The sequence below is a fragment of the Thalassospira sp. HF15 genome, from assembly GCF_011806525.1.
GTDB lineage: Bacteria > Pseudomonadota > Alphaproteobacteria > Rhodospirillales > Thalassospiraceae > Thalassospira.
The window spans coordinates 1-20,557 of sequence record NZ_JAAVKI010000009.1 but is presented as its reverse complement, the minus strand read 5'-3'; the positions used below and the strand labels follow the sequence as shown (position 1 = coordinate 20,557).

The 20,557-nt window shown below is 54.8% G+C and carries 22 protein-coding genes; 10 read left to right on the top strand and 12 right to left on the bottom strand.

Going from position 1 to position 20,557, the window contains the following annotated elements; translation table 11 throughout:
* Positions 1–85: 85 nt before the first annotated feature.
* Both HED22_RS18230 and HED22_RS18225 read right to left on the bottom strand, forming a co-directional pair.
* Positions 86–781: a DsbA family oxidoreductase gene (locus tag HED22_RS18230; protein ID WP_167724941.1), complete on the bottom strand. Its 696-nt coding sequence runs from the start codon at positions 779–781 to the stop codon at positions 86–88.
* Between the two features lie 146 nt (positions 782–927).
* The gene (locus HED22_RS18225; RefSeq protein WP_167724939.1) at positions 928–1,176 is read right to left on the bottom strand and encodes a hypothetical protein; all 249 of its coding nucleotides are present in this window, start codon (positions 1,174–1,176) and stop codon (positions 928–930) included.
* Positions 1,177–1,525: 349 nt separating this feature from the next.
* Between HED22_RS18225 and cimA the strand changes: the two genes are divergently transcribed.
* The gene (gene cimA, locus HED22_RS18220) at positions 1,526–3,139 is read left to right on the top strand and encodes a citramalate synthase (RefSeq protein WP_167724937.1); all 1,614 of its coding nucleotides are present in this window, start codon (positions 1,526–1,528) and stop codon (positions 3,137–3,139) included.
* Positions 3,140–3,306: 167 nt separating this feature from the next.
* Complete coding sequence (locus tag HED22_RS18215) at positions 3,307–4,083, top strand: RNA methyltransferase (protein ID WP_167724935.1); 777 nt, start codon at positions 3,307–3,309, stop codon at positions 4,081–4,083.
* 106 nt (positions 4,084–4,189) lie between these two features.
* On the opposite strand, the gene HED22_RS18210 is transcribed toward HED22_RS18215, so the two are convergent.
* Both HED22_RS18210 and HED22_RS18205 read right to left on the bottom strand, forming a co-directional pair.
* Complete coding sequence (locus HED22_RS18210; RefSeq protein WP_254870278.1) at positions 4,190–4,765, bottom strand: rhodanese-like domain-containing protein; 576 nt, start codon at positions 4,763–4,765, stop codon at positions 4,190–4,192.
* A 26-nt stretch (positions 4,766–4,791) separates the two neighbouring features.
* A complete protein-coding gene (locus HED22_RS18205) occupies positions 4,792–5,250 on the bottom strand; it encodes a hypothetical protein (RefSeq protein ID WP_167724933.1) in 459 nt (152 codons plus the stop codon).
* 388 nt (positions 5,251–5,638) lie between these two features.
* On the opposite strand from HED22_RS18205, the gene rpsD reads away from it, so the two are divergent.
* Positions 5,639–6,256, top strand: coding sequence for a 30S ribosomal protein S4 (gene rpsD, locus HED22_RS18200; protein ID WP_008891604.1), 618 nt, complete (start codon positions 5,639–5,641; stop codon positions 6,254–6,256).
* A gap of 90 nt (positions 6,257–6,346) precedes the next feature.
* On the opposite strand, the gene HED22_RS18195 is transcribed toward rpsD, so the two are convergent.
* From HED22_RS18195 to HED22_RS18180, 4 genes are all read right to left on the bottom strand, one after another.
* Positions 6,347–8,494 (bottom strand): mechanosensitive ion channel domain-containing protein, encoded by a 2,148-nt coding sequence (locus HED22_RS18195; protein ID WP_254870277.1) that lies wholly within the window; start codon positions 8,492–8,494, stop codon positions 6,347–6,349.
* Between the two features lie 244 nt (positions 8,495–8,738).
* On the bottom strand, positions 8,739–9,071 hold the full coding sequence (grxD, locus tag HED22_RS18190; protein WP_167724930.1) for a Grx4 family monothiol glutaredoxin: 333 nt from the start codon (positions 9,069–9,071) through the stop codon (positions 8,739–8,741).
* A 92-nt stretch (positions 9,072–9,163) separates the two neighbouring features.
* Positions 9,164–10,072, bottom strand: a complete 909-nt coding sequence (gene rarD, locus HED22_RS18185; protein ID WP_167724928.1) for an EamA family transporter RarD — start codon at positions 10,070–10,072, stop codon at positions 9,164–9,166.
* Positions 10,073–10,244: 172 nt separating this feature from the next.
* Entirely contained in the window at positions 10,245–10,478 is a 234-nt protein-coding gene (locus tag HED22_RS18180) for a BolA family protein (protein ID WP_167724926.1), read from the bottom strand.
* A 312-nt stretch (positions 10,479–10,790) separates the two neighbouring features.
* On the opposite strand from HED22_RS18180, the gene HED22_RS18175 reads away from it, so the two are divergent.
* A complete protein-coding gene (locus HED22_RS18175; protein ID WP_167724924.1) occupies positions 10,791–11,285 on the top strand; it encodes a glyoxalase superfamily protein in 495 nt (164 codons plus the stop codon).
* Positions 11,282–11,749, top strand: coding sequence for a DUF123 domain-containing protein (locus tag HED22_RS18170; RefSeq protein WP_368484516.1), 468 nt, complete (start codon positions 11,282–11,284; stop codon positions 11,747–11,749). Before HED22_RS18175 ends, HED22_RS18170 begins: the two co-directional genes overlap by 4 nt.
* On the opposite strand, the gene HED22_RS18165 is transcribed toward HED22_RS18170, so the two are convergent.
* The 4 genes from HED22_RS18165 to HED22_RS18150 form a co-directional block, all read right to left on the bottom strand.
* On the bottom strand, positions 11,746–12,882 hold the full coding sequence (locus tag HED22_RS18165) for an FAD-dependent monooxygenase (RefSeq protein ID WP_167724922.1): 1,137 nt from the start codon (positions 12,880–12,882) through the stop codon (positions 11,746–11,748). The genes HED22_RS18170 and HED22_RS18165 overlap by 4 nt on opposite strands.
* Before the next feature lie 35 nt (positions 12,883–12,917).
* Positions 12,918–13,916 carry a GTP 3',8-cyclase MoaA gene (moaA, locus tag HED22_RS18160; protein ID WP_167724920.1) on the bottom strand — a complete coding sequence of 333 codons (999 nt, stop codon included), beginning with the start codon at positions 13,914–13,916 and terminating at the stop codon, positions 12,918–12,920.
* Positions 13,917–14,107: 191 nt separating this feature from the next.
* Positions 14,108–14,920, bottom strand: coding sequence for a hypothetical protein (locus HED22_RS18155; RefSeq protein ID WP_167724918.1), 813 nt, complete (start codon positions 14,918–14,920; stop codon positions 14,108–14,110).
* A gap of 151 nt (positions 14,921–15,071) precedes the next feature.
* Positions 15,072–15,257 (bottom strand): DUF3553 domain-containing protein, encoded by a 186-nt coding sequence (locus tag HED22_RS18150; RefSeq protein WP_167724916.1) that lies wholly within the window; start codon positions 15,255–15,257, stop codon positions 15,072–15,074.
* A 296-nt stretch (positions 15,258–15,553) separates the two neighbouring features.
* Here HED22_RS18150 and HED22_RS18145 point away from each other — a divergent pair, with 296 nt between their 5' ends.
* From HED22_RS18145 to HED22_RS18125, 5 genes are all read left to right on the top strand, one after another.
* Positions 15,554–16,159 carry a histidine phosphotransferase family protein gene (locus HED22_RS18145; RefSeq protein WP_167724914.1) on the top strand — a complete coding sequence of 202 codons (606 nt, stop codon included), beginning with the start codon at positions 15,554–15,556 and terminating at the stop codon, positions 16,157–16,159.
* A gap of 142 nt (positions 16,160–16,301) precedes the next feature.
* Complete coding sequence (locus tag HED22_RS18140; RefSeq protein WP_167724912.1) at positions 16,302–19,016, top strand: chemotaxis protein CheW; 2,715 nt, start codon at positions 16,302–16,304, stop codon at positions 19,014–19,016.
* A gap of 17 nt (positions 19,017–19,033) precedes the next feature.
* On the top strand, positions 19,034–19,540 hold the full coding sequence (locus HED22_RS18135) for a chemotaxis protein CheW (RefSeq protein ID WP_033069295.1): 507 nt from the start codon (positions 19,034–19,036) through the stop codon (positions 19,538–19,540).
* Between the two features lie 83 nt (positions 19,541–19,623).
* Positions 19,624–19,989, top strand: coding sequence for a PleD family two-component system response regulator (locus HED22_RS18130; RefSeq protein ID WP_167724902.1), 366 nt, complete (start codon positions 19,624–19,626; stop codon positions 19,987–19,989).
* 70 nt (positions 19,990–20,059) lie between these two features.
* Positions 20,060–20,557 (top strand): response regulator (locus HED22_RS18125; RefSeq protein WP_167724900.1); only part of this gene is annotated, 498 nt, incomplete at its 3' end.

The window sequence follows — 20,557 nt, the reverse complement described above, 5'->3', positions numbered from 1 at the left end:
ATCGGTATTTAAATTCTGTCGAGTTCAACAAAAAAGCCCGATCCATTGGACCGGGCTCTTATGGTTCGTCTGATGTCGGCGTTGATCAGGCGTCGTTCTGCGCTTCGGCCAATATCTCGTCACCCTGACGGGCGATTTCGGAAAGGGCCTGTTCGAATACCTCTGGCGGATGGCCGCCGGAAATGGCGAATTTGCCATTGACCACATAGGTCGGCACCGAACTGATGCCGGCATCGCCAAATTCGTCTTCCTCGGCGCGGACTTCCTTGGCGAACTCGTCGCTGGCAAGGATTTCGGCCGCGCGGTCCACAGGAAGTCCGACTTCCTCGGCCGCGCGTTTGAGAACACCATGGTCAGAGGTGTTGTCACCACCCTGGAAGTATGCGGCAAACAGATTGAGCTTAAGCGCCGTCTGCTGACCGTATTCACCTTCTTTGCCTGCCCAATACAGCAGGCGGTGGGCATCAAAGGTGTTGTAGATGCGGGAATCTGATCCAAAATGGATCGGGAAGCCGACATTTTCGCTCATCATGGTGATGCGTGCACGGTTATCGGCACTTTGATCAGCAGTCAGGCCGTACTTTTCGCTGATATGTTCAGAAAGATCCTGACCCTCTGGCGGCATATCACGGTTGAGTTCGAACGGGTGCCAGCGCAGGGTAACATCAATTTCACCGTCCAGACGGCTGATGGCATCTTCGAGGTTTTTGTAACCGATGATGCACCACGGGCAGACCACGTCCGAAACAATGTCGATCTGCATAGGGATGGCTTTGGTCATTGGATTAAAATTGCCTTGGTTTATGTAAGGTTGTGTTACCCCAACACATAATCGACATGGCGTCAAACGCAAGGAAAAGGCTGGTTCCCCCGTCCGGAAGTGTCGATTTATTAGGTGTTCCTGATTTTCAGGTGCCGATCACACGATCAGGATGATTGGCGGCGTGCGTTATCGACCATGTATTCGGCGAATGTTTCCAGAATCGGGCAAGACCATTCAGCACGGATTACTTTTCCGTCGCGTTCCCAATCGCCATACCAACGTTCATCAATGTCACGGAAAATGGTGTATCGGGCAAAACGATCCGATGCTGTCCAGCAATTCCGACCTGTGCGTTCCCATGTCAGCCCGGCGAGCATCATGATGTTAACGCTGGTGGAGGCGTCATTTCCCATTTTTATTGTCCTTGGACGTCGCGCGATCACTGTGAATCTAAAAGTAGTGCAGGGCATTGATCACGCAGCCTACAATATACAATGAGTTAATCATCGAGTGGTGGGGGTTACAACCATTCAAGGGAACAGGTGCGCTATCCTAAAGGTGGGTAATTTGTTGAAATAGGGCGGAAATTATCCCCAAAGTACCTATTCGCGTAATGCTGTTGCGCTGATGGCTATTTTGCGGCAATTTGCCAGACCCGCAAAAGGCATGAAATCAAGACCCGTTCATGACCGTCTGCGTTCAGAACAAAGACGGCAAAACAAATGGCCGTCCCCAAGAGACTATCGATCAGTTGGAATGAAAATGTCAGACAAGCGCGTCTATCTCTATGACAGTACCTTGCGCGATGGGCAACAGACCCAGGGCGTGGATTTTTCGGCCGCGGACAAGACCGCGATTGCCAAGGCACTGGACGAATTGTCGATTGACTATATTGAAGGCGGCTGGCCCGGGGCAAACCCGACCGATGATGCATTCTTTGCCAATCCGCCCAAGCTCAAGAATTCCAAACTGACCGCCTTTGGCATGACCCGCCGTGCGGGACGTTCGGCATCAAATGATCCGGGTCTGACCAGCCTTGCGCAGAATGCACCGATTGTCTGCATGGTTGGCAAAAGCTGGGATTTTCAAGTCACCGAGGCACTCGGGATCGAGCTTGATGAAAATCTGGCGATGATTTCGGACTCAATTGCGCACCTGAAAACCAAGGTGTCCGAAGTGATGTTCGATGCCGAGCATTTCTTTGATGGCTACAAGGCCAATCGCGACTATGCCCTTGCCGCGATCAAGGCGGCCTATGAGGCCGGTGCGCGTTGGGTGGTTCTATGTGACACCAATGGCGGCACGTTGCCCGACGAGATTTTTGATATTGTGACGGATGTCTGCACACAGATTCCGGGCACCCATGTCGGCATTCACTGCCACAATGATACGGAAAACGCGGTTGCGAACTCGTTGGCCGCTGTGCGCGCCGGTGCGCGGCAGGTGCAAGGCACACTGAATGGCCTTGGGGAGCGGTGCGGCAATGCCAACCTGATTTCGATCATCCCGACGCTTATGCTCAAGATGGGCTATGACGTTGGGGTTTCCCATGATCAGTTGACCAGTCTTCGCCGGATATCGCACATCCTTGATGAGCGGCTTAACCGTGAACCGCTGCGCCAGGCGGCCTATGTTGGCGACAGTGCCTTTGCCCATAAGGGCGGCTTGCATGTTTCGGCGGTCGAAAAGAACCCGACCTGTTACGAACATGTCGAGCCGCATCTGGTGGGTAATCAGCGCCATATTCTTGTGTCCGATCAGGCAGGCCGATCCAACATCCTTGCGCGGTTCCGCGAAATCGGGGTTGAGGTCGATCCGAAATCCGAGGCGGTCGGCAAGCTGGTTGAAACCGTCAAGCAGCGCGAATTTGATGGCTATGCCTATGACGGGGCCGAGGCAAGCTTTGAGCTGCTGGCGCGCAAGGCCATGGGCGAGCTTGACCGCTATTTCCGCGTGACGTCTTTCCGTGTGATCGATGAACGCCGCTGGGTCGATGAACAGGACGAACAGGTCCTGACCATGTCGGAAGCCACCGTCAAAGTCGTCGTCGGGGATGATCAGTTCATGTCGGTTGCCGAAGGTAACGGCCCGGTCAACGCCCTTGACGCCGCGCTTCGTAAAGTTCTTCTGACCGTGCCGGAATACCGCGATGCGGTCGAGCAGATCGAACTGATCGACTATAAGGTCCGCATCATAACCCGTGGTGATGGCACGCGTGCGGTCACGCGTGTGATGATCGAAAGCCGTGATGCCGAAGGAAATTATTGGGCGACGGTTGGGGTTTCGACCAACATTATCGAGGCGTCCTATAACGCGCTTCGCGATTCCATAACCTATAAACTGTTCAAATCCGGTGTGCGCAGTCAGCACGCCTGATTGCGTGATCAAGCATCGAAGATGCACGCAGCCGGACCCGGTCAAGGTTCGGCTTTTTTCGTTTGATACATGGAGACTGGCGCGAACAGTTGGCTTTTGCTAAGTAAGCGCCAATATGAGCGGGGATGCCTGCAAATACCATCCTGTGACGACCGGAGAAAAGCGCGATGAGCGAGCCCATCGGCAGTGCCAAGCCTGAAACAGGCGGGATTGCCAATCCACCCGTGATCATTCTGATAGAACCGCAGCTTGGCGATAATATCGGCAAGGCGGCGCGTGCGATGCTCAATTGTGGTTTGGTGGATTTGCGTCTGGTGCGTCCGCGCGATGGCTGGCCCAATGAGCGGGCAACCGCCAATGCATCGGGTGCCGACATCGTTATTGATAATACCAAGGTGTTTGAACGCGAAGAAGACGCGCTGGCCGATCTCAACCGGGTTTATGTCACGACAGCGCGCACCCGTGATGCCATCAAGCCGGTCTTCACCCCCAAGGGTTTGGCACCGGAGATGCGCACGGTTATTGCGCGCGGCGAAAAGATCGGTGTGATGTTCGGCCCGGAACGCACCGGTGTTCGCAACGAACATATCGCAATGGGCGATGCGGTGGTGACCGTGCCGCTCAATCCCGGATTTACATCGCTTAACCTGGCGCAGGCGGTTTTGCTGATCGGGTATGAATGGTGGCAGGCCGGTGTGGATGTGCCCGATTATCAGTTGATGATGGCCGATACTTTCCCGGCGACCAAGGACGATATGGAGCACCTTTTTGTGCATCTTGAACGCGAACTTGATGAGTCGGGTTTCTTTCGGGTGGCGGAAAAACGTCCCGGTATGGCGCGCAATATCCGCAACATCTTTAATCGTGCCAACCTGACCCATCAGGAAGTCCAGACCCTGCGCGGCATGATTGTTGCCATGCGCGGTGGCAAGTACAAGCCATAGCAACGCACGGATTTGCCAAAACGAAAAAGGGTTCCCTGACTTTGATCAGGGAACCCTTCTTTGGTTGCGTTGAACGTGCCGGGGGCAACTACCCGATTGCTATATGTTATGGCCGGTCCAGACGATAGATCTTGTCCGGGTTCGGTTTGCTTTGCCAAGGCAGACCGTCATTCTGCCAGCCGTTTAATAGGCGGAGGCCTTTTTGCGGTCCGTCCTTGATGGAGCTGCCCTGAAAACCATGAACGACATAGCGGGCATTGGCAAAACCGTTTTCCTGCAGGAAGGCTGCACTGGGTTTGCCGCGTTCGCTGCCCGAACGGCACATGGTGATCACGGTGGCGTCTTTATCCATGCCGCGTGCTTTCAGGGCGGCTTCGATTTCGGCGGCAAAGTCGGGATTGCGATAAAGCCGGAAACGGCCCTTCTTTGCGTCCCATTGGCTGCGATCAACCATCAGATAGGGGATGTTGATATCAACCGCATCGGTAAAGCCGATAAACAGGATTTCCACCGGATCGCGGACATCGACAAAAAGCACATTGTCCTTCTGTGATGAAAGCTCGAACGCCTCGGTGGTGGAAATACCAAGTTCGTCAGCCCTGACCGAGACTGGGAGTGCGGCCGAAAAGGCGATGGCAAACAGCAAAGCCAGACCGGCCAAAACGGGGCGCATTTTAAACATGTTCATATTCCTGCGGTCCTTTGGGCTTAGAATGAAAAGACGCGGGTATCTTCATCAACCATCATTTTGGCCATCGCTGGCGGGGTCGCGACACCAACACCGCTGCGAAGTGCAGTTTGATCATGGCTGCTGTTGGGAAGATAAAGCGCGCAGACATTGACCGAGGCGCCGCCACTCATCAGCTTGCCCAGAAGTTGTTCCGGGGTGACTTTCTTGGGTTCAAGGGCTGGGCTTTTGGTTGTGCTTAAGGCCAGATCGCCTGCCGTGTCGCACAACAGAACATCGACCCTGACACCCTGGGCCTGCATGGTGTTGCCAAGAACCATCGCCATGCCCTGGGTTTGCAGGGATGGGCTGGTCAGGATGATCAGGGCCTTGTCTATTTTGTCATCGGCCTTGGCGACGGCGACATTCAAAACAAGAAGAATTGCCATCAACAGCAACATGAAGGCAAAACGGCGTGGGGTAATGGTCGAGTTGTCCATGGGGCGCTCCGAATTCTGTATTATTAATTAGTGATAATATTTTAATTTGAGGGCGACTTTGGGTGATATGACAATCGTCAATCTGGCGTCAAAACAGATCTAAACCCTTGGAAAGCAGCCAGATAATGTTGGCTGGTCGGGAAAGGACTTGCGTCGGGGGAGGAAGCCTTGCGAAAACTGCAGGCATTGCTTGCGTTGGCAGGCCATGAAAACGGCCATTTTCGTTTGACTCTCGGCCCGTGATCTCTATATTGCGCCTCACTTCCGAGAAAGTGGGTCGAAACAGGTGGTTTCGTCCCCGTTCCGCGTGCCCGGGCCAAATATCCGGTTTTGGGCGGTTGGAAACTATCGGGACAATAAGTGATCTTTAAAAAAAGAGAGTTACAAAATGTCGAAACGTATTGCTGCAAAGCATAAGATTGACCGCCGCCTTGGTGTGAACCTTTGGGGCCGTGCAAAATCGCCGCTGAACAAGCGCGAATATGCACCGGGCATGCACGGCGCAACCCGCCGTAAGAAGCCGACCGACTATGGTACCCAGCTGTTCGCCAAACAGCAGCTCAAAGGCTACTACGGCTCGATCTCTGAAAAACAGTTCCTGCGCTACTACAAAGAAGCATCCCGTCGTCCGGGCGATACCTCCGAGCATCTGGTTGGTATTCTTGAGCAGCGCCTTGATGCGGTTATCTACCGCATGAAATTCGTTCCGACCGTGTTTGCTGCACGTCAGTTCGTTAACCACGGCCACATTCTTGTCAACGGCAAGAAAGTAACCATCCCGTCCTACCTTGTTAAAGAAGGTGACGTTGTCGAAGTGAAATCCGCTTCGCGCGAAATCCCGATGGTTATGGAAGCAGCCAACCTGAACGAACGTGACGTTCCGGAATATCTCGACGTTGACGCGAAGGCCTTCAAAGGCACCTTCGTTCGCGTACCGAAATTCGCAGAAATTCCGTACCCGGTTCAGATGCAGCCGAACCTGGTCATCGAATTCTACTCGCGTTAATCCTTACGGATTTCGCGACGAACCGATACGAAGACGCCCGTTGGAAACAGCGGGCGTTTTTGTTTGTCTGGAATTTGGGCTGGGCCGCAATCAGGCCGGTGGTTTGTTGGTCTGCTCGGACGCCTGCTGGGCGGCTGCGGCCACGGCTTCCTGCTTTTGTTCTGGCGTGGCATCTGCTGGCACGGCGACCTTGACGTCGCGCGAAGCCATCTGGATACCGTTTTCCTTGAACATGGCCAGAACCCGTTGATAGACGGTTTTGCGGATCATGAACTGTTCGCCGGGTTTTGAGGTGTATTTCAGCCCGATCACCATGTTGAATTCTTCCATTCGGCGCACGCCCTGGGATTTCAGCGGTTCGATGAAGCTATCCCCGATCAGCGGATCTTCCAGAAGTTCGGCCGCCAGTTTCTTGACCAGTTTCTTGATCTTGTTGACGTCGGTTTCAAACGGCACGCGGAATTCCAGTTTGACGATGACCCAGTCGCGGCTGTGGTTGACGATGGATTTGATCTCGCCAAACGGGACGGTCTGAAGCGGACCGCGGTGATGGCGCAACTGCATGGAGCGGATCGAGATGTTTTCGACCCGTCCGCGCAGGTTGTCGACTTCGATATATTCGCCAAGCCGAAACGCATCATCAAGCAGGAAGAACACCCCCGCCACCACATCGCGCACCAGTGCCTGACTGCCAAAACCAAGGGCGAGGCCGACAACACCGGCACCGGCAATCAGCGGCCCGATATCAACGCCGAGCGATGACAGCGTCACCATTGCCACCATGATGACAATCACGGTCAGCGCAAAGTTCTTGAGCAATGGCAGAAGTGTTTCGACCCGTGACAGTCCGGAACCACCACCTTCATCACCTGCATTGCCCTGATTTGACGCGTTCATGCGTTCATCAAGGAAGGTTTTGATCAGTGACCAGATCAGATCGGCGATCAGAAGGATCATGATGATTTCGGTGGAACTGTCGATGATGCGGGCAACAATCCCGGCATCCTCGGCAAGGGCCAGACGGTCAAGGCCCCAGATACGCCAGAAGCTTGCCAGCACAAAGACCAACGCCAAAAGCCTGACAGCGCGGTTCAGTACCTTGGTGAAAACCGGGTTTTTGGGCTGTACGGGTTCGAATTCTTCTTCATTTTCAAGGGCGATGGCCTCGGCCCTGGCATTGTGTTCAGCGGCTTCCTGTTCGGCCAGTTGCAGTTTCTTGCGATGCTGGCTTTCGATGATGTTGCGAAACACCACATCAAACAGGCAGGCAAGACCAATGGCGAGAAGCGCCTTGAGAAGGCGTTCGGCACCAATGACCGCCACCCCGCCGACCAGAATGAACCAGCTACAAACGATGGCTGGCCAAAGGCGGGCAATGGATGTCGGCAATGCGATTTTCTCAACGTCTGCATTTGCTGTGTGGGTGGCAAAAAAACGACCAAGCCAAAGGGTTGCCCAGCAAAAGGCGATAACCGAAATCACCACCGCCATATCAAACAGGATGATATCGCCTGAATTGAACGTCGGCGCAGCACTGAAGACCCCGGCCAGGGCAAAGGCAAACAATGAAATCCCGGCGGCCCATGTCAGGCTTTTGGTCAGTGCCGTGGCCGCATCGGGGGCGACATTGATCATGCGAAGGCCTGCGGCCTTGGGCGCAAACAGGAATTGCAGCACGATGACCAGGACACGAAGCGCAAAGAACGCCATCAGAAGCGACATGATCGCCGTCTTCATGATGTCGGGCCAGTCAAACACCATGAAGGTACCAAGTGAGCCGATGGCAAAAACAAACAGGGAAAGCAGTGAAAGCGTGCAAAGCCCGGCAATGTTTTTAAGCCGTTCGGAGAACTTTTGCGGTGCGCGGGCTTCAAGATAGGCACACATTGGTGCCGAAAGCCGACGATAGATCAGTTCGGCCACAATGCCGACACCAACAAATATTGCGGTAAACAGGAAAACACGCATCAGACCGGTCTGACCAAAATCGGTCGACAGAAATTCAAGTGTGGCGTCCAGTTCGTCGGCAAAAGCTTCAAGACCAACAAGCGTCTTGTTGATGCGGGCGCGGGTTCGTTCGACCCCTTCATCAAGGAACCCATAGTAGCTGAAGGTTTCCGTGACCATGTCTTCTGGGGCAGGGGGGCTGTCTGTTGCGGTGGGATCGTCGGTGCTGCCCATCTGGGCAACGGCGGCCATTTGCGCCTGTGCAGGCGTGGTCAGTGCAATGAAAGACATCGCAAATAACCAGATGGCAAAGCATGCCATTGTTCTCATTGATGGTTTCATGCCGGTGACCTTCCCCTGTGGTGCAATTGGCAGCATGCCCTAAAGATGGGGAACGACACGGAAACCATCAAGAAATAGTTTCATGTTGCGGTGTCTGTGATCGTATTTGGCGAGTTTTGATGTCGTGCAAACACAAAAAACGCGCTGGCGGCAAAACCGAACAGCGCGTTTGAATGTTGGAATTGCGTGCGCTTTAAGCGGCAGCAACACCCTTGTCTTTAAGGTGCTGGGACAGCTCGCCGCTGGCAGCCATTTCGCGCACGATGTCGCAACCGCCAAGGAACTCGCCCTTGACATAAAGCTGCGGAATGGTCGGCCAGTTGGAAAAGTCCTTGATGCCCTGACGGATTGCCGGGTCAACCAGCACATTGATATCCTTGAACTGAACGCCAAGTTCAGCCAGCACCTGCACAACAGCAGCAGAGAAGCCACACTGCGGGAACATGGCAGTACCCTTCATGAACAGGACGACGTCATTGTCATTGACGTCTTTCTGGATGCGCTCGAATACCGGATTGTCGGTCATGATGATTGTCCTTGGCTTGGGCGGCTCTGTTCGGGCCGCAAATTCAGGTTAAACTTTTATGGGCGAAGATATGGCTGGAACCTGCGGTTCTGTCAACTCTTGGCGCGATTTTGCCGCGCAGTGCGCAGGTTGTCCCAAGTGAAAATCGCCAAGCCAATCCATACCAAGCCATAGGTGACCATGTGGGCCTGAGTAAAGGCCTCGCCGAAAACCAGAACCGCGACAAAGAATTGCAGGGTCGGGTTGAGATATTGCATCAGTCCAAGGGCGGAAAACTTCATGTTGCGCGCCGCATAGGCAAACAGAACCAGCGGCACCGCGGTGCAGACCCCAAGGCCGATCAAAAGCGCGTCTTGCGTTAAACCGATTGTGCCAAATGCCGCCCCGCCGTGACTGTCAAGCCAGATCATATAGCCCAGTGACATCGGTGCAAGCAGGGCACATTCAACAAAAAGACCGGCAATCGGATCGGCCGGGACAAATTTGCGGATCACGCCATAAAATGCAAATAGCGACGACAGGCTAAGCGCAATCCAGGGCAGATGACCATAAAACACCAAAAGGTTCAAAACCCCGACGGTGCAAATCGCCACCGAAATCATCTGAATGCGGTTAAGTTTTTCGCCAAAGAAAACCCGGGCCAAAATCAGCATGACCAACGGCATGATGTAGTAGCCAAGGCTGGCTTCAAGGGCGTGTGCGTTATTGACGGCCCAAATGTAGATGATCCAGTTTCCAGCGATCAAAACACTGCTCAGAAACAGAAAGCCAAGCGTTCTCGCCGATGAAATCAGCGCCCAAAGCTGCTTGCGACGTCCGAGCGCAAATACCAGAAGCAGTGTTAAAATCGCGGACCAGATAATTCGGTGTGACAGGATTTCAACCGGCCCGGCAAACGCGACCAGTTTGAAATAAATGCCAAACGTGCCCCAAACGGTGAAGGCAGCAAGACCTGCGAGGGGGCCGGGGCCGATCAGTGCCGGTTTTTCCTGAGAAGACATAACTTTAAAGCCGTGGTCAGTTAATGGGGCTGTGACCGGCCGCTACGTCATCGGACCGATTCAGTGCAAGGCTGAAAGGCAACGGGCGCCCGATGGTGTAAGGCGCCCGTATATCTGTTGGCAAGGCAGGGTCTGATAGGTGGTGGCGATCACCCCTGCCAAAGGTGGGCTCTTAGTCCGGTGCAGAAGTCTGCAGCGCAAGCGCGTGCAGATCGCCGCCCATTTTTCCCTTAAGCGCGGAATAGACCATCTGGTGCTGCATCACGCGGGTTTTGCCGCGAAACTGCTCTGACACCACGATGGCGGCATAATGGTCGCCGTCGCCGCGCAAATCCTCGATGCGGACCTGTGCATCGGGCAGGGCTTCCTTGATCATGCTTTCGATTTCATAGGCTTCCATCGCCATGGCGTTTATTCCTTATCATTGATCGCAGGCCGTTCATGCGGCCCGGATAAAACATCTTTTGTCTGGTATATGTTGTTGTCACGGGGGCTGTCAATTTCTGCGCGATGGCCGGTTTGCGACAGCGCTCAATGAGGTCGAAAGGCTTGTCATGCGCGCGATATTGCTCTAATCACGCAGGCAGGGTTGCGCACACCTGCCGTCCGCAAGGTTTATGCCTTTGGTAAAGTGCGTGGAATGAAATTTTCGGACCCGTTTCCCGATCAGGATGCGGCCCGGCAATGCGGACACCCGGCCTCCTGCGTGGAGACGAAAATGACTTCAAATACGCTTAACATCAGTCGTGCCGAAATTGACACGGACGCGACCGAACAATTCAAGACACAGGCCAAACGCCTGCGCAAGGCACTGGCGGCGCGTGATGTCGCCATCTCGCATGCCGGTTCGCTGGAACTGTTGGCACAAAGCCACGGTTTTCGCGACTGGAACACCGCCGTTGCCATGGCAAGGCGCAATATCCCGACCAATGTGTCTGATCTTGGGATCGGCAAACGATTTGCCGGATCCTACCTTGGTCATGCGGTGACCGGGCTTATCCGCAGCGTAAATGCAACGCCGACACCCGGTGTGTTCCGGGTTGAGGTGCATCTTGATGAGCCGGTCGATGTGGTGGAATCAAAACGCTTTAGCGGCTTTCGCCAGCGCATTGCCGCGCGCATCAACGAACATTGCGAACCGGTCCTGACCAATGGCATGTCCGGCCCCGGACTTTCGATTGATTTGTTGCTCAGAGAGTCCCCGGACGCGTGAGCACGTTTTTCCCGGAGATAAATGACGAAACCCTCCGGCAGCTTCCCAAAGTTGCCGGAGCTTACGTTCTGGTGATCGAACTCGAAGCTGACCTGACACTGCAAAACAAGCGCTTCGCCGGAAAGATCCTGCCCAAGGGCACCTATCTTTATTGCGGTTCCGCCAACGGCCCCGGCGGCATTGCCGCGCGCGTCAAACGCCACTGCAAAGGGGACAAGAAACCCCATTGGCATGTCGATGAGCTGACTTCAAACGGAGTGGGGCGGGTAGTTTCGGCATTGGTAACGCCTAGCGGATGTGAATGCGATTTGCGTGTGGCATTCGCGGCTTTGCCAGGGATCAATATACCCATCGCGGGTTTTGGCAGTTCAGACTGCTTAGGTTGCCCTGCGCATTTGCTGGCGGCGGAAAGCCATGCCGCCGCAATGGCTGCAATGGCGGAAGCCAGCAGTTTTCCAGCTTAGTTTTTGCGTGTTCCGGCCTTGCCATCAATCAGTGGCTGAAAGCCTGTTGCAACAATCTTCGGGCCGATTTTGCGCATCAGGGTATTGCGCAACCAGACACCCGCCTTGCCGCTGATTTTGGCAAAGGCCATCCGTTTCAGGGATTGTTGTTGCACCCAGTGGGCTTCTGGCAAACGTGCGGCCTGCCAATCAGCAAGGGCCGTTTTGATATCAGCGTGCGTGCGAAGGGCATTGGCGAGGGCGAGGCCATCCTTGATCGATTGGGTCGCACCCTGTGCCATGGTCGGAAGGGTGCCATGGGCTGCATCCCCGATCAACGCAACGCGCCCGGCCACCCATTCGGGCATGACCATCTGTTGAAGGCGACCTTCGTGAATTGGTGTGTCGGGTTTTATGGTGCTGAGCATGTCGCGTATCGGCCCATCAAATCGGGCAAAGTGCGCGGACAATTCGCTTGGCGGCAGATTGCGTATTCTTTCGCCCGGATCATAGGTGCTGGCATAGATATAAAAGCGGTTACCGCCCACCGGCATCACCAGAATAACCTGCCCGTGACCGATGACGAATTTGGGCGCAGTCAGGCCAAAGGGATAATCCGTAATCCAGCGCCAGCAAATATAGCCGGTCGGCTGCGGCACGTGTTCTGTTCCAAAAGCCAGCCGTCGCACAGTTGAATTGATGCCGTCAGCACCGACCACGAGGTCAAAGCTGCTGCTTGTGCCGTCGGTAAAGCTTACCTTCGTCTGATCGGCGTCATGGTCAATGGCAGATACGGAAAGGCCAAACCGGATAGTGGGTGTGATCAGCTTCGCGCACAGGATTTCGTGAAACTCGCTACGCGTCAGTGCCTGAAAGGTTGGCCAGCAGAGTTGCTCGGTCTCTAGCGCAAACAGTTTGCGGTCATGATGATCGTAATAATCCAGCCTTGGAAAAGCACTGGATTTGGCAGCAACATCCTGATCAATGCCAAGGGCACGAAGGGCCTCAATTGCATTCCCTGGAAGGTGTAATCCCGCACCAGCCGGTTTCCAGTCCTCAAGGGTTTCGACAATTGTAATGTCGTGTCCGTCATCTTGCAGGGCAATGGCGGACGACAAGCCGGCGATACCGCCGCCGACAATCAATATCTTCATGTTGTGCCTGTTCTGGGAAAGGTGAATTTTGCGGATCAGCCGCCGGTCATGCTCATATGCCGCCCGACAGCAGGCTTTTGGCCTTTGCGGTCGATGACGAAATCATGGCCCTTGGGTTTGAGGTCCATGGCGGCATCCAGCATCTGATCAAGCGCACGCGGATCACCGGTGCGGAGCGCCGCGCGCAGATCAACGTGGTCTTCCTGCCCAAGGCACATGTAAAGGGTGCCGGTGCAGGTCACACGCACACGGTTGCAGCCCTCGCAGAAATTATGGGTCAGCGGTGTGATAAAGCCCAGACGTCCGCCGGTTTCGGCGACCGTGGTATAGCGGGCCGGGCCGGGTGTGACGTGATCGGACGGGATCAGGGTGTATTCCTGTTCCAGGCGTTCACGCACAGCCGTCAGCGGCAGGTATTGATCGGTGCGATCCCCATCAATGTCGCCAAGCGGCATGGTTTCAATCAGGCAAAGGTCGAAACCCTCCTTACCGCACCAGGCAACAAGGCGTGACATTTCGTCTTCGTTGAAATTGCGAAGTGCGACTGTGTTGATCTTGATCGAAATGCCGGCCTGTTTGGCGGCCTCAAGCCCGGCCAGTACCTGTTCAAGGCGGCCACGCCGGGTGATTTCGGTGAATTTCTGGGAATCCAGACTATCAAGCGAGATGTTCAGGCGCTTGACGCCAAGGCGCGCCAGATCATCGGCATAGGTGGCAAGCTGACTGCCATTGGTGGTCATGGTCAACTCGTCCAGCGCGCCGGTTTTAAGATGGCGCGACAGATTGGCAATCAGATCCATGATATTCCGACGGACCAATGGTTCGCCGCCGGTCAGGCGCAACTTGCGCACGCCACGCGTGATGAAAGCCGTGCAGAGCTGATCGAGTTCTTCAAGCGAGAGAACATCGGATTTGGGCAAAAAGGTCATGTTTTCCGCCATGCAATAGGTGCAGCGGAAATCGCAGCGATCGGTTACCGATACGCGCAGGTAAGAGACATGTCTGCCATATTTGTCGATCAGTGGTTTGGTCATGGTGGCGTTTAACCGGTGTTCTTGAGTTTCCGGGGCTTTTTGTAATTTTTCTGTTGGAACTGTTGCATAGCAGACGGGGGTTTGACCAGTCTGTTTCGATATGGCGCGATCACCTTTCCGTCAGGTGAAAACGATCAAAGCCGCCCCGGTTTTCGATGGGCGGCCTTGATATCGGTTCTTGCAAGACGTGTTCAGGCCGAAAGGCGTGCAACATCCGCATCAATGCATTTGACCACTTCACGCAGCGTTGCGACATCTTCGCTGCCCATCTTGGCAACCAGCTCGGCGGATTGTTCGGGCACGGCAAGGGTTTTGCGGACATCGGCAAAAAGCGCATCAAGCAGGCGGATGCAATGGGCTTCGGTGAATTCCCAGCGTTCCTCGCCCATGACCATATTGTCATTGACCAGCTGGATCAGCCATTTCTTGCGGTGTTCATAGTTGCTGAAATGAAGCGCCATGCGGGCAAAGACGAGATTGATGCGCGAACGCACTTCCGGGGCCTTGGCAAGGTGATCCCAGTATTCGGAAGGGTTGCGCAGTTCATCGTCGTCGTCGGCGTGGGCTTCGATGATCTCGTGGATCTCGCGATCGATTTCCTGAAGCATGTCCATACCGACCATCATGCGAATGACCTTGAAGAAAGGCTGCAGGATGGTGCGTGACAGGGCGCCATGTTCGGTATCACCGGCTTCGTTGCCTTCGAGCAGATGATCGAACCGCGACACAAGCAGACGGCCAAACGGATCATGGCGGACTGCGGCATGTTCGCGTGCCTTGATCGATTCCAGATCGGCTTCAAGAACCGCCCATGCACTGTCAAACAGTTCTTCGTTGTCGCGAAGTCGGTCGACGGCCTTGAGAATCTGTTCTTCGGTAATGGAACCGCCATGGTCGCGGGCATAGTGTACAAGCCCTTGGGCAAATTGTTCCAGCACGGTAAACGCAGCGACATGGTGGCGCTGTTTAAAGCTGTCACGCGGTGGTTTGTTGGCTGCAATCATGGGTTTCGAGACCTTCTTAAGACTGTTTTGCTCGTGTCAGGTTCATCTATCCAAAGTCCGATAGAGTCCATCTTGTAGGTTAAATTCATTAACAAACAGAGCAATCTGTATGCCAGTTGTCGGTCTTCCTGACCTGTTGTGATCCGATGCCCTATTCGTAGCCACCGGCAGCTTCGACGATTTCGAGCACAACAAAGCGCGGGCGGATGATCTGGCGACCGGCTTCTTCGAAATTGACAGCGATTCGATCCCCGTCGACGGCCTGAATTCGGCCCAGTCCCCAGTCGGGTTGGTCGGGATGACGCACGATGGCGCCTGGCGTCAGCAAGAAATCCATTGGGTACTCTGTATCCTGTGTAGCTACCTTCAATATAGGCCGATTATGACGAATGCACAATTTGCGGCTGTTATGATCGCATTGCGCCACAGGCAGGTTTGCAGGCCGCGGGCAAAATTTGCCGGGTTAGAAAAGCCTGATTTTAAAGCGTGCTAAATAAGCTCTTAATATATACGCGGCAATCTTGTGCCTTCTGCGAGTGGCCTTTGTGATCTGCACAGGCCGTTCGGGGTCGGGCACCCTGTTTTGGAACAGGGTCCCTTGAAGACATGCAAATACCTTGGAGAGTCCGCGCTATGGTAGAGGATGCCACCCTTGAACTGACCTTGATCGAATTGATCAGTTCGCGGATCTGTCACGATCTTGTCGGCCCGGTTGGGGCGGTCAATGCCGGGGCGGAGCTGATGGGGGAAGACGGAGTCGGTGATGACGAGGCGCTCGCCCTTATGCGTAAAAGCGGGCTTGAGGCCGCACGACGTCTGCAACTGTTCCGATTGGCCTTTGGACGCGCGGGCAGCAGTGCCGATACAGGTGCGATGCGCGACGCCGCAAAACAGACTTATGCGGCCGAAGGAAAGGTGGCGCTCGACTGGCCGGACCTTCCAATTGATCCATCGCATGCAAGAATCGTATTGAATATGGTTATGCTGGCCCGCGAGGCCTTGCCATTCGGAGGAACGCTTTCGGTGATGCGCGACTCCGGCAAGGTAACGGTGCTGGGCGAGGGGAAACGTGCCGCCTTGCGCCCTGAAATCATGAACGTTTTGGAAAAAGAAGTCTCTGCTGAAGTACTTGATCCGCGAAATGTTCAGGCGTTTTTCTTGCGGAAATTGGCTAAACTGGGCGGTGGTGCTCTTTCAGTCTTGCAACAGGATGAAAATATTGCATTGATCTATGGATAAAAATTTGACCTGCAGGTCTGGTAATAGCGTGTGATAGCTTCTACGTATGATATCAATGTATAGTATTATGTTGTGTATCGACGTTTTAATGGGAGTTCCAGTTCCGGCAAGCAATTGATTGTTGGAGTTTTGGAGGGGGTATATGGACGATCTTTTAAGTGAATTTCTGACCGAGACTTCTGAAAGCCTCTCGACGCTCGACGTCGAGCTTGTGAAGCTGGAACAGAACCCGAATGATCCGGACATCTTGTCCAACATTTTCCGCTTGGTTCACACCATTAAAGGCACTTGCGGCTTCCTTGGCCTGCCGCGCCTTGAGGCTGTTGCCCACGCTGGCGAGAACGTGCTCGGTAAAATCCGTGACGGCGAACTGGTCGTAACGGCAGAAGCCGTGACACTGGTGCTTGAGTCGATTGACACGATTAAGTACCTGCTCGGCGAGCTTGAGCAGAACGAAGCCGAGCCGGACGGCAACGATGCCGAACTGATCGCACGTCTGAACCACTTCGCAGATACCGGTGAAATCCCGGGTGGCGCGCCAGCTGCCGAAGCAGCCCCGGCCGCAGCAGAAGAAGCTGCTGACGAAGAAGTTCCGATGACGGATGACGAAAAGCTGCAGGCTGCATTTGACGCCGCAGAATACGATCCTGATTTCGAAGTACCCGACGAACCGGCCGCAGCCGCCGAGCCGGAACCGGAGCCCGAAGCACCGGCAAAACCGGCCGCTCCGCCCGCAGCAGCGAAATCCCAGGAAGTCGCACCCGCCAAAAAGCCTGCCGAGAAGGCAAAGGCCGAACCGCGTGGCGAGACCAAGGAAAGCTCTGTTGCAGCCCAGACCATTCGTGTGAATGTCGAGCTGCTTGAAAACCTTATGACGCTCGTTTCCGAGCTTGTCCTGACCCGTAACCAGCTCCTGCAGATGGTTCGCGGCAAGGATGACAGTGAATTCACCGTTCCGTTGCAGCGCCTGTCGCACATCACCACCGACCTTCAGGAAGGTGTGATGAAGACCCGTATGCAGCCGATTGGCAATGCCTGGGCAAAACTGCCGCGTATCGTTCGCGACCTTGCCCTTGAAATGAACAAGAAGATCGATCTGCAGATGATCGGTGCCGACACCGAGCTGGACCGTCAGGTTCTTGAGCTGATCAAGGATCCGCTGACCCACATGGTGCGTAACTCTGCCGACCACGGTCTGGAAGACATTCCGGGCCGTCGTGACGCAGGCAAGCCTGAAACCGGCACAGTCACGCTGAATGCGTATCACGAAGGTGGTCACATCATCATCGAGATTTCCGATGATGGCCGTGGTCTGAACCTTGATCGCATCAAGGCCAAGGCGATTGCCAATGGCCTGACCACCGAGAGCGAACTGGAAAGCATGGGTGACCAGCAGATCCAGCAGTTCATCTTCAAGCCGGGCTTCTCGACCGCAGAAAAGGTGACTTCGGTTTCCGGTCGTGGTGTGGGTATGGACGTTGTGCGTACCAACATCGAAAAGATCGGTGGTACGGTTGAACTGAAATCGGTCGAAGGCCGTGGTTCGACCTTCATCATCAAGATCCCGCTGACGCTGGCCATTGTGTCCGCGCTGATCGTCGAAAGTGGTGGCGAACGCTTTGCCATCCCGCAGATCAGTGTTCTGGAACTTGTCCGCGCGTCGAACAATTCCGAGCATTCCATCGAACGCATTCACGATACGCCGGTCCTGCGTCTGCGTAACCGTCTGCTGCCGCTGGTGACGCTCAAACGTATCCTTGGCCTTGATAACAGCGATGCTACTGATGAGTCGCTTGATGAAGAAGCATTCATCGTGGTTGCACAGGTCGGGACATATTCGTTTGGTATCATCGTTGACCGCGTGTTCGACACCGAGGAAATCGTTGTCAAACCGGTTGCTCCGATCCTGCGCGATCTGTCGCTGTTCTCGGGCAACACCATCCTTGGCGATGGTAGCGTCATCATGATCCTTGATCCGAACGGCATTGCCACCCGCACCGGCGAAATCACCGTTGGTGGTTCGCAAGGTGTCGAAGGCAAGGCCAAGCAGGATGCATCGGATCGCGAAACCACCTCCATGCTGGTCTTCCGGGCTGGTGGTAACGAAGTGCGTGCGGTTCCGCTGGCACTGGTTGCCCGCCTTGAAGAGATCGATGTCGAGAATATCGAACATTCCAATGGCCGTCCGCTGGTTCAGTACCGCGGCAAGCTTATGCCGCTTGTCTTTATCGACGGCAGCTACCAGATGAAGGCCGAAGGCCGTCAGCCGACCCTTGTGTTCCAGGATCGCGAGCGCACCATGGGGCTGGTTGTCGACGAGATCGTTGATATCGTTGATGACGTCCTGAACGTTGAACTGACTGCTGACCAGGATGGTCTGGTTGGCTCGGCCGTGATTGACGGCAAGGCGACCGACCTGATTGATGCCGGTTACTATCTTGAACTGGCATTCAGTGACTGGTTCGGTAATGAGGAAAGCGGTGGCGAGAAAAAACGCGTTCTGTTGATTGATGACAGCCCGTTCTTCCGCAATCTGCTGACTCCGATGCTTTCGGTTGCTGGCTTCAATGTCACCGCGGTTGAAAACGCCGAACAGGCCATGGAACTTAAAAACCGTGGCAACCAGTTTGACGCGATCATCAGTGACATCGAAATGCCGGGCATGAACGGCTTTGAATTCGCCGAGGCCTTGCAGGATGATGCAGAGTGGGGTGAAATTCCGATTATTGCCCTGTCTTCGCACACCAGCGAGGAAGACTTCGAACGCGGTCGTCAGGTCGGCTTTAGCGACTATGTGGCCAAATTTGATCGCGATGCGCTTGTCTCGACCCTGATCCAGACACTGAGCAGCATGTAAGCGGGAGATAAAGTCCTATGAGCGATAAAAACGCACTCGTCCCGAGCCAGGAAAAGGGCGGCGCCCTTGAACTTGGTGGTGACAGCCAGGATTTCGTGACCGCGAATATTGGCAAGCAGCTTTTCGGTATCCCGGTCCTGACCGTTCAGGATGTTCTGGGCCCGCAACGCATTACCCGTATTCCGTTGTCTCCGCCGGAAGTCGCAGGGTCATTGAACCTGCGTGGACGTATCGTGACGGCGATTGATGTACGCAAACGCCTTGGTTTGCGTGACCGCGAAGACGATGATCCGGGCATGAGCATTGTTGTTGACGAAGGCGGCGAGCTTTACAGCCTGATGGTTGATCAGGTTGGCGAGGTTCTGAGCGTTCCGAAAAAGGCGTTCGAACAGAACCCGGCAACGCTTGATCCGCGTTGGCGTGAATTCTCGGACGGTATTTTCCGTCTCGACAAGAAGCTTCTGGTAATTCTTGATGTGACCCGTCTGCTTGACTTTACTTCGTCCGTCAAGCAAGCCGGTTAAACTGAAATTTCCATGCCGGGCACAAAATGTGCCCGGTTCCTGCCATTGTGGCTTAACGACCTAAGTAAGCGAGAAGGAAGTCGATGAAGAGTTGTCTCGTCGTCGATGATTCGAAAGTCATCCGAATGGTAGCACGCCGTATCCTTGAAGAAATGGGATTTGCGGTCGTGGAGGCAGTGGACGGTCAGGAGGCCATTGATCGGTGCCTTGAGTCCATGCCTGAGGCTGTCCTGCTGGACTGGAACATGCCGGTCAAAAGCGGGATTGAATTCCTGCGTGAGCTTCGTGCATCTCCTGGGGGCGATGATCCTGTTGTTGTGTTCTGTACAACTGAAAACGACCTTGAACACATTCAGGAAGCGATTACCGCTGGCGCGAACGAATACATCATGAAGCCGTTCGATAGCGAGATCATTCAGGCCAAGTTTGAACAGGTCGGCCTGATCTAGGCTGGCCGATCAACGCGAACCTGCACGCCTTTAATAACGGATCTCCTTAATCTAGCGGGGACGCTGCTACGTGGAAGAGACGCCTATCCATTCGCCATATAAAGTCCTGATCGTGGATGATTCCGCCATCGTGCGCGGGCTTGTTACACGCATGATGGCCGAAGACGCAGACATTGACGTCGTCGGATCGGTTACTAATGGCGAAGAAGCACTGGCAGTGATGGAAGGCGGCGGCATCGAAGTCGTCGTTCTTGATATCGAAATGCCGGTGATGGACGGGTTGACGGCCTTGCCGAAACTGTTGGAAATCGATCCGACAGTCCGCGTGATCATGGCGTCCACGCTGACCAAGCGAAATGCCGATATCAGTTTCCAGGCCATGACGCTGGGGGCGGTGGATTACATCCCCAAGCCAAGCTCGTCAAAGGATCTGAATGTTGGCGAGGGGTTCCGCGAAGAGCTTCTCGACAAGGTAAAGGCCTGGGCGGAGCAGCGTCGCAAGATGCTTGAAGTCGAAGAGGCCGCGGCGGCCGCCGCAGCCCTTGAACGCGCACCAGAACCACAGGCT

Excerpts from the sequence above, each read along its gene's own strand:
- HED22_RS18230 (WP_167724941.1), bottom strand. The coding sequence starts at position 781 with ATGACCAAAGCCATCCCTATGCAGATCGACATTGTTTCGGACGTGGTC.
- HED22_RS18225 (WP_167724939.1), bottom strand. The coding sequence starts at position 1,176 with ATGGGAAATGACGCCTCCACCAGCGTTAACATCATGATGCTCGCCGGG.
- cimA (WP_167724937.1), top strand. The coding sequence starts at position 1,526 with ATGTCAGACAAGCGCGTCTATCTCTATGACAGTACCTTGCGCGATGGG.
- HED22_RS18215 (WP_167724935.1), top strand. The coding sequence starts at position 3,307 with ATGAGCGAGCCCATCGGCAGTGCCAAGCCTGAAACAGGCGGGATTGCC.
- HED22_RS18210 (WP_254870278.1), bottom strand. The coding sequence starts at position 4,765 with ATGTTTAAAATGCGCCCCGTTTTGGCCGGTCTGGCTTTGCTGTTTGCC.
- HED22_RS18205 (WP_167724933.1), bottom strand. The coding sequence starts at position 5,250 with ATGGACAACTCGACCATTACCCCACGCCGTTTTGCCTTCATGTTGCTG.
- rpsD (WP_008891604.1), top strand. The coding sequence starts at position 5,639 with ATGTCGAAACGTATTGCTGCAAAGCATAAGATTGACCGCCGCCTTGGT.
- HED22_RS18195 (WP_254870277.1), bottom strand. The coding sequence starts at position 8,494 with ATGTCTTTCATTGCACTGACCACGCCTGCACAGGCGCAAATGGCCGCC.
- grxD (WP_167724930.1), bottom strand. The coding sequence starts at position 9,071 with ATGACCGACAATCCGGTATTCGAGCGCATCCAGAAAGACGTCAATGAC.
- rarD (WP_167724928.1), bottom strand. The coding sequence starts at position 10,072 with ATGTCTTCTCAGGAAAAACCGGCACTGATCGGCCCCGGCCCCCTCGCA.
- HED22_RS18180 (WP_167724926.1), bottom strand. The coding sequence starts at position 10,478 with ATGGCGATGGAAGCCTATGAAATCGAAAGCATGATCAAGGAAGCCCTG.
- HED22_RS18175 (WP_167724924.1), top strand. The coding sequence starts at position 10,791 with ATGACTTCAAATACGCTTAACATCAGTCGTGCCGAAATTGACACGGAC.
- HED22_RS18165 (WP_167724922.1), bottom strand. The coding sequence starts at position 12,882 with ATGAAGATATTGATTGTCGGCGGCGGTATCGCCGGCTTGTCGTCCGCC.
- moaA (WP_167724920.1), bottom strand. The coding sequence starts at position 13,916 with ATGACCAAACCACTGATCGACAAATATGGCAGACATGTCTCTTACCTG.
- HED22_RS18155 (WP_167724918.1), bottom strand. The coding sequence starts at position 14,920 with ATGATTGCAGCCAACAAACCACCGCGTGACAGCTTTAAACAGCGCCAC.
- HED22_RS18150 (WP_167724916.1), bottom strand. The coding sequence starts at position 15,257 with ATGGATTTCTTGCTGACGCCAGGCGCCATCGTGCGTCATCCCGACCAA.
- HED22_RS18145 (WP_167724914.1), top strand. The coding sequence starts at position 15,554 with ATGGTAGAGGATGCCACCCTTGAACTGACCTTGATCGAATTGATCAGT.
- HED22_RS18140 (WP_167724912.1), top strand. The coding sequence starts at position 16,302 with ATGGACGATCTTTTAAGTGAATTTCTGACCGAGACTTCTGAAAGCCTC.
- HED22_RS18135 (WP_033069295.1), top strand. The coding sequence starts at position 19,034 with ATGAGCGATAAAAACGCACTCGTCCCGAGCCAGGAAAAGGGCGGCGCC.
- HED22_RS18130 (WP_167724902.1), top strand. The coding sequence starts at position 19,624 with ATGAAGAGTTGTCTCGTCGTCGATGATTCGAAAGTCATCCGAATGGTA.